The sequence below is a fragment of the Pseudoalteromonas sp. T1lg21 genome (genome assembly GCF_002964625.1).
Lineage (GTDB): Bacteria > Pseudomonadota > Gammaproteobacteria > Enterobacterales > Alteromonadaceae > Pseudoalteromonas > Pseudoalteromonas gelatinilytica.
Genome location: NZ_PQBX01000004.1, coordinates 99,073 through 112,818, shown reverse-complemented (window position 1 = coordinate 112,818; position 13,746 = coordinate 99,073). Strand labels below are relative to the sequence as shown.

General features: G+C 43.1%; 9 protein-coding genes. 7 read left to right on the top strand and 2 right to left on the bottom strand.

Annotated features, from left to right (window positions below):
- Window position 1: 1 nt before the first annotated feature.
- Window positions 2-4,459, bottom strand: coding sequence for a glutamate synthase large subunit (gene gltB / locus C2M25_RS03080; RefSeq protein ID WP_105180359.1), 4,458 nt, complete (start codon window positions 4,457-4,459; stop codon window positions 2-4).
- Between the two features lie 696 nt (window positions 4,460-5,155).
- On the opposite strand from gltB, the gene C2M25_RS03075 reads away from it, so the two are divergent.
- The 6 genes from C2M25_RS03075 to C2M25_RS03050 all read left to right on the top strand — a co-directional run bounded on the left by C2M25_RS03075 (window position 5,156) and on the right by C2M25_RS03050 (window position 12,373).
- Window positions 5,156-6,409, top strand: a complete 1,254-nt coding sequence (locus C2M25_RS03075; RefSeq protein ID WP_063705861.1) for an efflux RND transporter periplasmic adaptor subunit — start codon at window positions 5,156-5,158, stop codon at window positions 6,407-6,409.
- 21 nt (window positions 6,410-6,430) lie between these two features.
- A complete protein-coding gene (locus tag C2M25_RS03070; protein ID WP_054551528.1) occupies window positions 6,431-7,138 on the top strand; it encodes an ABC transporter ATP-binding protein in 708 nt (235 codons plus the stop codon).
- 2 nt (window positions 7,139-7,140) lie between these two features.
- Window positions 7,141-8,454, top strand: coding sequence for an ABC transporter permease (locus C2M25_RS03065; RefSeq protein ID WP_105173978.1), 1,314 nt, complete (start codon window positions 7,141-7,143; stop codon window positions 8,452-8,454).
- Window positions 8,455-8,465: 11 nt separating this feature from the next.
- Entirely contained in the window at window positions 8,466-9,671 is a 1,206-nt protein-coding gene (locus C2M25_RS03060) for an ABC transporter permease (RefSeq protein WP_105173977.1), read from the top strand.
- Window positions 9,672-9,752: 81 nt separating this feature from the next.
- Window positions 9,753-11,081, top strand: coding sequence for a sigma-54-dependent transcriptional regulator (locus C2M25_RS03055; protein ID WP_105173976.1), 1,329 nt, complete (start codon window positions 9,753-9,755; stop codon window positions 11,079-11,081).
- Window positions 11,081-12,373, top strand: a complete 1,293-nt coding sequence (locus C2M25_RS03050; protein WP_105173975.1) for a sensor histidine kinase — start codon at window positions 11,081-11,083, stop codon at window positions 12,371-12,373. Before C2M25_RS03055 ends, C2M25_RS03050 begins: the two co-directional genes overlap by 1 nt.
- A gap of 55 nt (window positions 12,374-12,428) precedes the next feature.
- Here C2M25_RS03050 and C2M25_RS03045 read toward each other — a convergent pair whose 3' ends face one another.
- Complete coding sequence (locus C2M25_RS03045; protein WP_054551536.1) at window positions 12,429-12,767, bottom strand: Grx4 family monothiol glutaredoxin; 339 nt, start codon at window positions 12,765-12,767, stop codon at window positions 12,429-12,431.
- A gap of 264 nt (window positions 12,768-13,031) precedes the next feature.
- Here C2M25_RS03045 and C2M25_RS03040 point away from each other — a divergent pair, with 264 nt between their 5' ends.
- Entirely contained in the window at window positions 13,032-13,613 is a 582-nt protein-coding gene (locus C2M25_RS03040) for a superoxide dismutase (RefSeq protein WP_054551537.1), read from the top strand.
- The last annotated feature ends 133 nt before the right edge of the window (window positions 13,614-13,746 follow it).

Here is a 13,746-nt window from a genome sequence, read left to right as displayed (position 1 = left end):
CTTACTGAGCCTGAACACGAAGCTCTGCGCTGCTGCGCGCTCGGTGTCCGAGTAAACTTTTTACATCACTAGATTTTGGCTTAACCAATTTAAACATCGGCATGTATAAATCAAAGTTAGCTAAAATCTGCTCAGCGCGGTTTGAGCCAGTCAGCTCTAAATGCTCAGCAATAAGACCGCGTAAATGCTCTTGATGAGAAGCTAAGCCCTCAAGCGTAACAATTTCAACAAGCTCTGGGTTAATGCGTTTTTCAAAGTCTTTGCCTTCATCAAGAATATAGGCAAAGCCACCTGTCATACCCGCACCAAAGTTAATACCCACTTTGCCAAGTACGCACACTACACCGCCAGTCATATACTCACAGCCGTTATCACCGACACCTTCTACAACTGCTTGTACGCCTGAGTTACGAACAGCAAAACGTTCACCTGCAGAGCCAGCAGCAAATAACTTACCACCCGTTGCCCCGTATAGACAGGTATTGCCAGCAATCGTTGCTTTGTGGCTTTCGAACGATGAACCAAGCGGCGGGCGAATTACCAGCTTACCGCCAGCCATGCCTTTACCAACATAGTCATTGGCATCACCAACGAGGGTCATTTCAAGACCACCCGCATTCCATACCCCAAATGATTGACCCGCTGTACCATGAAGCTCAATAGAGACAGGATCAGCAGCCATACCTTGGTTGCCATGTTTAGAGGCAATATAACCCGATAACATCGCGCCCACAGAGCGGTCGGTATTACAAATACGGCTTACCAATGAGGTGCCCGATTTTTCGTCAATTGCTTGTTTTGCTTTTTCAAGCAAGGTTTCATTTAGCTGACCTAAGTAGTGTGAGCTATTTGGCGCACTACAATACAGTGTTTCACCTGTTGGGTTGTTCGGCACAGCAATTACAGACGACAGATCCACTTTCTTTTGTTTCTCAGTATTACCTTCAATTGCTTCAAGTAAGTCCAAACGACCAATTAAATCAGTTAAACGAGTCACCCCTAAACTTGCCATAATTTGGCGTGCTTCTTGGGCAATAAACTTGAAGTAGTTCATCGCCATTTCAGGCAAACCATGATAATGCTTTTGACGCAGTGTATCGTCTTGCGTTGCAACACCGGTCGCACAGTTATTTAAGTGACAAATACGCAGATACTTACAACCAAGTGCCACCATAGGACCAGTACCAAAGCCAAAGCTTTCAGCACCTAAAATAGCAGCTTTAATGATGTCTAGACCCGTTTTAAGACCACCATCGGTTTGTAAACGAATACGGTGACGTAAGCCATTTTCTACTAGCGCTTGTTGAGTTTCAGCAAGGCCAAGCTCCCATGGGCTACCCGCATATTTCACCGAAGTAAGCGGGCTTGCACCGGTACCACCGTCATAACCTGCAATGGTAATTAAATCGGCATACGCTTTGGCAACACCCGTTGCGATAGTACCGACACCCGGCTCAGACACTAGTTTCACCGAAATTAGTGCTTCTGGGTTTACTTGTTTTAAATCGAAAATTAGCTGGGCTAAATCTTCAATCGAATAAATATCGTGATGCGGCGGTGGAGAAATCAAAGTCACACCTGGCACTGAGTAACGCAATTTTGCAATATACGGCGTCACTTTTTCACCTGGTAATTGACCACCCTCGCCTGGTTTTGCACCTTGCGCCACTTTAATCTGAATCACATCAGCGCTACGTAAGTAATGCGGTGTTACACCAAAGCGGCCAGAAGCAACCTGTTTAATACGTGAGTTTTTCTCTGTGCCGTAGCGAAGCTTGTCTTCACCACCCTCGCCAGAGTTTGAACAACCACCTAAACGGTTCATCGCTATTGCTAACGCTTCATGCGCTTCTGGCGATAACGCACCAATACTCATTGCTGCTGAGTCAAAACGTTTGTATAGCTCAGTTGCAGGTTCTACGTCATCAATACTGATGCCTGCATCAGGCACTTTCAGTGCAAGCATGTCACGCAAGTTAGTGATCGGACGATTATTAACCAGATCAGCGTACGCTACATAGTCACTATATTCTCCAGAACGCACAGCTTTTTGCAGTGTTTGAATAACGTCTGGGTTATAAGCATGGTATTCACCGCCATGAACATATTTTAATAAGCCGCCATGGCTTAATAATTTACGTTTACTAAATGCCAATTTATGAAGCTTGCGTTGGTCATCATCAAAATCAGTGAAACAGGCTCCTTTAATACGACTTGCTACGCCATTAAAACAGGCTTCTACAATCGCGTCAGACAAACCGACTGCTTCAAACAACATTGAGCAGCGATAAGATGCAACGGTACTGATACCCATTTTCGACATGATTTTATACAAGCCTTTATTTATCGCGTTACGATAGGCAAGTGTGACCTCACAATAGCTCTTGTTAAGAATCTTTTTGTCACTCATCGCAACTAAAGATTCATAAGCAAGGTACGGATAAATAGCCGTCGCGCCAAAACCAAGTAATACCGCAAACTGATGCGCATCACGGACACTACCCGATTCGATGATAATATTTGATTCACAACGTAAGTTATTATCAACTAAACGCTTTTGAATAGAACCAACCGCCATTGCTGCCGGAATAGGTAACTGTGTTTCACTGAAGTTACGGTCACTTAACACGAGCATTACGCAACCCGCTGCCGCTTTTTCTTGCGCTTCATCACAAATACGCGTGATGGCGTTTTCAAGGCCTTCTTCTGCAGTGTAAGTAATATCGATTTTACAATAGCTATAATGCGCTTGATCAGCACTTAAAAGCTGTTTCATGTCTGCATACATCAAAATAGGTGTATCAAACTGTAAACGCTTTGCGTGACCAGTTGTTTCGTTGAATACGTTTTGCTCACTACCAATACAGGTTGCCAGTGACATAACATGGTTTTCACGAAGCGGATCAATCGGTGGATTGGTTACTTGCGCAAATTTTTGTCTGAAGTAATCAAACAATGAACGATGACCTTCTGACAGTACCGCAAATGGCGTGTCATCCCCCATTGAACCTGTCGCTTCTTGGCCATTTTCACCCATTACACGAATAACGCTATCAAGTTCTTCGTTGGTGTAGCCAAACATTTTTTGATACTTAAGCAATGTTTCATCATCAAATGAACGGTTACCTGCGTCTTTTTCTGCAAGCTGTTCAAATGGCGTTAAACGCTTAACGTTTGCTTCAAGCCATGCTTTATATGGATGACGTGACTTAAGATCTTGGTCAATTTCATCTGAATGCCAAATTTTACCTTGGTGAGTATCAATAACTAACAGTTCACCCGGGCCTACACGGCCTTTCTCAACCACTTCATCAGGCGCGTAGTCCCAAATACCGACTTCAGAGGCAAGGGTAATAAAACCATCTTGCGTGATTACATAGCGCGCTGGGCGTAAGCCGTTACGGTCAAGGTTACAGGCTGCAAAACGGCCATCAGACATAACAATACCAGCCGGGCCATCCCATGGTTCCATATGCATTGAGTTAAAGTCATAGAATGCACGTAGGTCCTCATCCATAGCACGGTTCTTTTGCCATGCTGGCGGCACAAGCATACGCATTGCACGGAATAAATCCATGCCACCGGCTAAGAACAACTCAAGCATATTATCTAAGCTTGAAGAGTCTGAGCCGCTTTCGTTAACGAATGGTGCAGCTGATTGCAAATCAGGAATAAGTGGTGAGGCAAACTTGTACGCACGGGCACGGGCCCACTGGCGGTTACCTTGAATCGTATTGATTTCACCATTATGCGCTAAATAACGGAATGGTTGTGCAAGTGGCCAACGAGGTTGTGTATTAGTAGAGAAACGTTGGTGAAATACACAAATCGCACTGGTCATGCGAATGTCAGCTAAATCTAAATAAAAGTTAGGCAAGTCTACAGGCATCATTAAGCCTTTATAGACAGTGACCAAACCGGATAAGCTGGCAATATAAAAATGTTCATCGTTTTCAAGGCGCTTTTCAGCACGACGACGCGCTACATATAAGCGACGTTCTAAATCTTTTGGACGCCAGCCTTCTGGTGCGCTAACAAAAATTTGTTCAAAGCCTGGTAGTTGTTTTTTTGCAATTGGTCCTAAACATGACGCATCAGTCGGTACTACGCGCCAGCCTTGAATGCTCAAGGTTTCTTTTTCGAGTTCTTCACTCAACACATCTTTAGCTGTTTGCGCAAGTACAGGATCGGCATTTAAAAATACCATGCCTACGGCGTAGTTCTTTCCTAAATGCCAATCATGTTCGCTGGCAATAGCACGAAAGAAACTATCAGGTTTTTGCATTAATAAACCACAACCATCACCGGTTTTACCATCGGCAGAAATACCCCCACGGTGCTCCATGCGATCTAAGCCAGTGATTGCTGTTCGAATCAAGCGATGGCTCGCCTGACCATTGACCTGGGCTATTAAACCAAAGCCACAATTATCTTTTTCTAATTTTGAGTCGTATAACATAGACCCCTCCCCTTGCTACAACGACTAGCGGTTCAGTCTTTTGTGACAGTGCTAGCAGACGAACAAAACTATCGCCAAATATCCCATGAGTCAATAGAGTTTTGAATACATATTCATATTCATGAATATTTCTCACTTAAGGCACACTTTAAATTCTAAGCTAAATTTTTACATTTAGTCGTATTTTACCCGTTATTTTTTTATGACACTGGTGTCAAATTTAACAACTTGTAAAAAAATAATCTAAAAACCCGCACCTTTACGTTAACGTAAACTGCGCGCAATATTGAATAATTATTCACGCTATGAATATCAATGCAGTTTTTAATGGGCTCTAGTGCAGTACAGCTGCATCATTATTTACTCTTGGCTTTAGCATAGTTACAAACTATGTATCTGAGCAGCCGACCTTAGTCGCAATGTCTTAGTCTGTTTACCCTTGCGTCAACAATCAGCAATTTAAAAGTGTCCGCTGCGGACACTTTTTCTGTCCGCGGACAGATAATAAACCTGCAACAAAAATAAATCCTAATAAAAATCAACAATTTAAAAGTTGGCACGCTACTGGTATTGATAAGACATCAGCGAAATTAAGGATTTCAAAATGTTCACTATCAGTTTGTTTATGGCTTCTCCACTTACCATGCTTGCCGTTGGCTTCATGATCGTGTGTTTTGAGAATCGTAAGGAGTTAAAATGATTAAGGATACCAGCGCCCAAGATATTACCGTGGCGAAGAAAAACACCATAAAAAAACCACTTATAGTAGTAGCGGGTGTAATACTTGTTGGTGCGCTTGGCTTTCAAGCATTATTTGCAAGTAGCGATGGCAGCATTTCGGTAGATGCAGCGAGCTTACAAATTAGCGAAGTGACTCAAAAGACGCTCATCAGAGATGTGGCCGCGAGCGGTAAAATCGTTGCAGCTAATGCGCCGAAGGTTTATAGCCCTGAACGTGGTTTTGTCGATTTAAAAGTAAAAGCCGGTGACAGCGTTGAGGTAAATGAAGTGATCGCAACCGTAACCAGTCCTGAGCTAACCAACGAGCTAAAGCAACAGCAATCGGTATTAGCACGTTTAGAAGGTGAATTACAACGCAAGCAACTTGAAGCGCGCAGACAAAAACTGAGCCTGACTAAAGCGCTCGATTTAGCGCAAGTTGAACTCAATGCCGCTGATAGAGAAAACCGCCGAGCTAAAATCTCTATCGAGAAACATTTAATTAGCCAAATAGATCTAGAAAAAGCGGTTGATGACTTAGCCCGTGCCAAGCTTTCTTATAAGCACGCCGAGCAAGAAGTTAATCTAGCCAAAGATACCCTCGCATTTGAGCTAAAAGCCGCAGAGCGTGATCTGGCTCGTCAACAACTGATTGTTGACGACTTACTCAGACAAGTAAATGAACTTACTATCACTGCCAGTGTAAGCGGCATTGTGGGTAACTTATTAGTGCAACAAAAAGAAGCTGTCACACAAAGCCAACCATTAATGACATTGGTCGATTTAAGTAACTTTGAAGCAGAACTGCAAGTACCAGAAAGCTACGCCAATGAGCTAGGTCTTGGTATGCAAGTTGAGCTTACGTTAGGTGCTCGTCATGTCACAGGCACTCTTTCAGCCATTTCACCTGAAGTGAATAACCGCGAGGTGACAACCCGCGTACGTTTTGACAATGAGATTTCTGGCATCCGCCAAAACCAACGCTTAACCGCACGTATTTTATTAGAGAATCGCGACGATGTATTACAAGTAAAACGCGGCGCATTCTTACAACAAGGTGGCACCCATGCCTATAAGGTTGACGGTGACATGGCTTATTTAATCGATATAAAAACCGGTGCAAGCAGTATTAATGCTGTCGAGATAATTGAAGGCGTAGAGCCTGGCGATAAGTTAATTATCTCGAACTACGATCGCTTTAAAAAAGCAACCACACTGGTTTTACGCTAACAAATAAAAGGAATAATCAACATGCTTACAATGAACAACATCAGCAAAGTGTATCAAACAGATATGGTACAAACACATGCCCTTCGTGACTTTAATCTACAAGTAGAAGAAGGTGAATTTATTGCCGTAACAGGGCCAAGTGGCTCAGGTAAAACCACATTTTTAAACATCGCCGGTATGTTAGAACCATTTAGCGAAGGCCAATACATGCTAGACGGTATTGATGTGGGTAAGCTCAACGACAACCAGCGTGCTGACTTACGTAATCAAAAAATTGGTTTTATTTTCCAAGGCTTCAACCTTATTCCAGATTTGAATCTCTATGAAAATATTGAAGTACCACTGCGTTATCGCGGTATCAAAGCCGCCGAGCGTAAACGCCGAATCGAGCAATGCCTAGAGCAAGTTGGTTTAGCATCACGCGCTAAACACTTACCGCAACAACTTTCTGGTGGTCAACAACAACGTGTGGCGATTGCCAGAGCTCTTGCAGGTGAACCGCGCTTTTTACTTGCCGATGAGCCAACCGGTAATTTAGATAGCTTAATGGCGCGTCAAGTAATGGAGCTACTTGAGCAAATCAACCGTGATGGCGCAACCATCATCATGGTTACACATGATCCAGAGCTTGCCCGCAGAGCACCACGTAATATCCAAGTTGTTGACGGCCAATTAGCTGACTTCACCTTGTATCAAGGCACTCAAAATCTTAAAGCGGCTGGAGTGTAACCATGTTCCTTCATTATTTAGATTTAAGCTGGCGCAGCTTTAAGCGCACGCCACTTGTGAGCTTTTTAATGGTACTGGCCATTGCCATTGGTATTGGCGTAACCATGACAAGCTTATCTGTGTATCACATGATGTCAGCAGACCCTATTCCTGAAAAAAGTAGCGACCTTTATACTGTACAGCTACAAACCATGGATGAAGGCCGTACGTGGTGGACAGTCGATAACATGCCACTGCAATTAACTTATCAGGATGCCGTTAACCTTAATCAAGCGAATGCGGGTGGCAAACGTGTCACTATGGTTAGAACGGGTTTTTCGGTTTATTTAGACTCAGATAAAGTTAAACCATTTATTGGACAAGCACGCCTAACCACGCCTGATTTTTTCGATATGTTTAACCTATCATTTATTTATGGTGGGGTTTGGAGCGCGCAACAAGAAGCCGATGCAGCCCCTGTTGTGGTGATCAATAAAGAATTAAACGACAAGCTATTCGCAGGTGAAAACCCTGTCGGCAAAATGGTGTACCTCGATGATGCCAGCTACGAAGTTATTGGCGTGATTGATGATTGGGATATCACCACCAAATATTATGATCTGAACAACGGTGCATTTAATAAGACCGAGCAACTATTTTTACCATTTAGCCTAATGAAAGCACGCCAGCTTGAAAACTGGGGTAATACCAATGGTTGGAAGCACGAAAAAACCAACACCTTTAACGACAAACTCAATTCTGAAATGGTGTGGTTACAATTTTGGGTTGAACTAAAAACACCTGCAGAAAAACAAGCTTACCAAGACTTTTTAATGGCCTATATGCAAGAGCAACAAAAGCTAGGTCGTTTTAACCGCGAAAAATTAACCGCCACCTTACGCGATGTAAATGAGTGGATGCAATACAACAATGTCGTTAGCGAAGACAACGAAATTCTGGTTGGCCTAAGCTTTATGTTTTTGGCGGTATGCCTTGCCAACATTTTAGGTCTATTACTAGCGAAATTTTTACGCCGCGCTCCGGAAGTCGGTGTGCGCCGTGCATTAGGTGCCAGCAAACGCCAAATATTCTTTCAACATATTGTTGAGGTCGCGATGTTAGGTTTCTTAGGTGGCATCTTCGGAATTATTTTGGCGCAAGTGGGCTTATTAGGCGTACGTCAAAGCTATAGCTACTACCAAAGCTTAGCCACTATGGATTTAACCATGCTACTCAGCGCACCTGTGATTGCAATTAGCACCTGTGTGATAGCGGGTCTGTACCCTGCTTGGCTGGTATGTAAAACCAACCCTGCTATTTATCTTAAGAGCCAATAAGGAAGACACCCATGTTAGAAATTAAACCTATCTTTCACGCCTTATGCCGCTCAAAAGTTGGCGCTATTTTATTACTGATCCAAATTGCCATCACCACTGCGATTGTCAGTAACGCAGCGTTTATTATTCAAGACAGAATTAGCTATTTAAGCCAAGAGACTGGCTACCCTGAACAAGACATTTTCGTTTTTAATGTCATGATGTTTGGCAAAGATGTGTCGCCATCTCAGCAATATGAGCTTGATGAAGCCATGCTTCGTCAAATACCTGGTGTAGTTGATGCTGCTTATTCGAGTAACACACCGCTTTCGGGCAGTGGCTCTTCGTCAGATTTTAGTTTAAAGCCAGCACCTGAAGAGAGTAAATCAGCGCGTAGCTCTTACATGTTTATCGATGAGCATGGCATAAATACTTATGGTGTAAAACTCATTGCTGGGCGTAACTACACCGAAGACGAAGTGATCGTTACCGATAACTATGATGAGCTTTCAAAAGTAACCGTTGTCACTAAAACCCTACTCGATGAGCTGTTTCCTGACGGCAATGGTTTAGGTCAAACTGTCTATTTTGGTGACATTCCAATGAAAGTAATTGGTGTTGTTGAACTGATGAAAGGCCCATGGCTTAAAGACAGCCGCCCAGATAACGTAGCACTGCTGCCTTTTATTAAGCCTGGTACAAATGCACGCTTTGTGGTTAGAACAGAGCCTGGTCAACGTCAATCAGTCATGAATCGTGTTGAAGAAGCCATGCTGAAAAACTACAACAAACGCGTTATTTCTCGCATTCGTGGCTTAGATGACGATAAAGAGTCATACATGGCTGAAGATACATTAATGATGCGCATGTTGATTGTACTTATTACTATTTTAGTGTTGGTGACGGCCCTGGGTATTTTCGGCCTAACGCTGTTCAATATTAGTAAGCGTACTAAACAAATAGGCACTCGCCGCGCTTTAGGCGCCAGAAAATCTGCCATCATCAGCTACTTCTTAGTTGAAAACGCCATGATATGTATAGTTGGTTTAGTGATTGGTGTAATTGCTGCCGTGTATTTAGGCCAGTTGCTCATGCAGCACTTTTCAATTGCTCAGCTTGATATTAGCTACGTGCTTGCTACGGCGCTGGCAGTGTTCGTTATGAGTTTATTAGCAGTACTTGCACCTGCAAAACGGGCGGCGAATATCTCACCGAGCATTGCAACTCGAACAATTTAGTTCTCCCAACCTATGCTACACTGGATTAACAGTGTAGCATTCATCTTGCACCCTTATTAGGAAAATAACTAAAACAATAATATGGAAAAAATACTTATCGTCGACGATAACCCAGCCATTTTGGATGCATTGTCGTTATTACTCGAAATTCACGGTTTTGATGTTGTTACAGCAAGTAACCCGTTTGAGGCAATTCAAGCCGTACAATACCAACGCATAGCGCTTGTTATTCAAGACATGAACTTCACCGCCGACACCACTTCCGGCGAAGAAGGCAAAGAACTTTTTTATGCCTTACGAGACATTAATCCTCACTTACCGATTATTTTGATCACCGCATGGACAGAGCTTTCTACTGCCGTTGAACTTGTCAAAGCAGGGGCTGCTGATTATTTACCAAAACCATGGGACGATGCCAAGCTACTTACTTGTGTAAATAACCTAATCGAGCTGGGTAAAGCAAAACAACAAAACGAAACCTTTACCCGCCACCAGCAAGAACGTGACGCATCTGTGCAACAAGCAAATTTGGTGGGCTTGGTTTATAAAAGTACCGCTATGGAGCACATTGTTAATCTTGCGATTCAAGTGGCTAAATCGGATATTTCAGTGCTGATCACAGGCCCTAACGGCAGTGGTAAAGAGCGCATTGCGCAAATAATACAGGCTAATTCATTATTAGCTGATAAACCCTTTATCACTGTTAATGCCGGTGCTTTGCCAAGCGAGCTTATTGAGGCTGAGTTATTTGGTGCCGAAGCTGGCGCCTATACAGGTATTACTAAACAGCGTATTGGTCGTTTTGAAGCGGCCGATGGTGGCACCCTATTTTTAGACGAAATTGGTAACTTACCACTTTCTGGGCAAATGAAATTATTACGCATTTTACAAACTGGTGAATTTGAACGTTTAGGCTCAACACAAACACGTAAAGTGAATGTGCGGGTGATTTCAGCAACCAATGAAGATTTAAGCCATGCAATTAGAACAGGTCAATTTCGTGAAGACCTTTACTACCGCTTAAATGTAATTGAGTTAAATTTACCAAGCCTTGCCCATCGCCCAGATGATATTTTAGCTTTGGTCGCACACTTTTTACCTGAGCGCACACTGTCACTAAGTACAGAAAAAGCCCTGCTCGCCCATAGCTGGCCGGGTAATGTTCGTGAGCTTGAAAATGCCTGTAAACGCGCTGGCGTTTTAAAACCCACAGGGGTGATTGAGCTTGCTGATTTTGGCTTACAAGTTGAAACAAACAGCCCAACACAAACAAGAGCAGAGCCTAACAGACAAGAGATCGAACTTGCCATGCGCGAATACAAAGGTGTGATTGCTAAAGTGGCTCGCCATTTTGGCTTAAGCCGCCAAGCGCTCTATCGCAGGCTTGATAAATTTAAGATTGAATACTAATGCGTTCTTCGTTTCGATATAAAATCATAACTTTGTGTATTGCAGCGTCTGCATTGCCGCTTGTGTTGGTGTGTTATTTTGCGGGCATCAGCTTGCTTTACAGCCTATTAGCCCTGCTCGCTTGCGCCTTGATCAGCGGATTTTTTGCCGCGCAATTATCAGCTCCGCTCATTGATGGTATGAACTCGCTCGAAACCGGGCTGCTTAATTTTAAAGATGGTGAGCTGGCCACATTATTAGCCTATGATGGCAGTGATGAGCTAGGTGATTTATGCCGGCTTTATAACCAAACCGCAAAACAGCTTCGCCAAGAAAAACAATGGATTTATCAGCGTGAGTTGATGCTCGACAAAGTGCTGCAAAGCTCGCCACAAGCTGTACTTTTGACTAACGACCAAGGCTTTATTGTGTTTAGCAACCACAGTGCCCGCAGCTTACTCGATGCTAAATCAGCCCTTGAAGGCGCCAAGCTCGAAAACTTATTAGATTCAAGCTGCGAGCAATTAACGCGTGCCATTCACAAAGGCGTTGATGGCTTATTTACCCTGGACAAAGCAGATCAAGAATCACAAACTTGGCATATGGCAACAGGCCGATTATTGCTTAATAATCAGTTTCATCAACTGTATGTTTTTAAACAGCTGACTCGCGAACTAAGCCGCCAAGAAGTAGAGGTATGGAAAAAAGTTATTCGTATCATTAGCCATGAGCTTAACAACTCCCTAGGGCCAATGTCGTCGATGCTTCATAGCGCGCAACTATTAACGAAAGAAGTCGATGAACCACGCTTAAAACGAGTATTTACCACCATTGAAGACCGCATAAAACACCTTAATGAGTTTGTACAAGGCTATGGTAAATTTGCCAAGTTACCCACCCCTCAACTATCAACGATTAACTGGCCGACGCTGATTGAGCAATTAAAAAGTCAGTGGCAGGTTGAAGTATCACTTGATGAGCGAGTGACAACTGACGCTGATCACACTCAGCTCGAACAGTTACTTATAAACTTATTAAAAAATGCCTATGAATCAGGGTCAAACCCCGAAGATGTCAGTTTAACTGTGCAACAAGAAGCAAGTGGCACACACATCACAGTGAGTGATAAAGGTAAAGGTATGAGTGAAGCTGTAATGGCTAACGCACTTATTCCCTTTTACTCCACTAAAGCAACAGGCAGTGGCTTAGGGCTAGCACTTTGCAGGGAAATAGTTGAAGCACACCACGGGCAAATTAGCTTACATAACCGCGAGCAAGGTGGATTAAGCGTGCATGTTTTGCTGCCCGCGTAATACAACAGATATAAAAAAAGCCGCAATCAGCGGCTTTTCTCTACACTAAATATAATTATTCAGCGTCTTTTTCTTTGTACTTTGCAGCTGTTTCAGTGATTAATGGCTGTAATTCACCACGTTGAAACATTTCGATGATAATGTCACAACCACCGATAAGCTCGCCTTCTACCCATAGTTGTGGGAATGTTGGCCAGTTTGCGTATGCAGGTAACTCTGCACGAATATCTGGGTTAAGTAGAATGTCAACGTAAGCAAACTGCTCACCACACGCCATAAGTGCTTGTGATGCTTGTGAAGAAAAACCACAGTTAGGTAACTTTGGTGATCCTTTCATGTAAAGAAGGATTGGATTTTCAGAAATTTGCTGTTTAATTTTATCGATGGTTTCCATTTACAACCTCAAAAAAGACATTGGCTTACTACATTGGCCTTGAAAAAGTTTCACTGTGGCCTCAGATATATAACTTAAAATCGGCATTCGTAGCCACAATTTTAAATAGTCTTTAGCAATAGCATTGCTGTTTGCTAAAACTTGAGTAAAATACTCAACAATTATAGTAACACTATAATACCACTTGGTATAGGGAAGTACGCTGTTTACCTTGCTATTACCTATAACTGAGTGGACTATCAACCAAGAAGATGGAGATAAAAAATGGCATTTGAACTACCGTCACTACCATACGCAATCGATGCATTAGAGCCACATATTTCAAAAGAGACTCTAGAGTTTCACCACGGTAAACACCACAACACTTACGTTGTGAAATTAAACGGTCTGATCCCAGGCACAGAATTCGAAAACAAATCTCTAGAAGAAATCGTATGTTCTTCAGAAGGTGGCGTATTTAACAATGCTGCACAAATCTGGAACCACACGTTCTACTGGAACAGCCTATCTCCAAACGGTGGTGGCGAGCCTACGGGCGCAATCGCTGACGCGATCAACGCTAAATGGGGTTCTTTCGACGCATTCAAAGAAGCGTTAAACGACAAAGCAGTTAACAACTTCGGTTCAAGCTGGACTTGGTTAGTTAAACTAGCTGACGGCACACTTGATATCGTTAACACATCAAATGCTGCAACGCCATTAACTGATGAAGGTGTTACACCAATCCTAACTGTGGATCTTTGGGAACACGCTTACTACATCGATTACCGTAACGTTCGTCCAGATTACCTAAAAGGTTTCTGGGCATTAGTTAACTGGGACTTCGCGAACGCTAACTTCGCTTAATCTTCTGTTACTAGCAGTAATCAAAAAAAGACGCTTCGGCGTCTTTTTTATTGCCAGTGCACGCCCCTTCTAAGTCGCAGCCAAGCCCTCAGCCAAAAAGCGTAATCAAGATGAGCTTTTTTCAATTAAATTC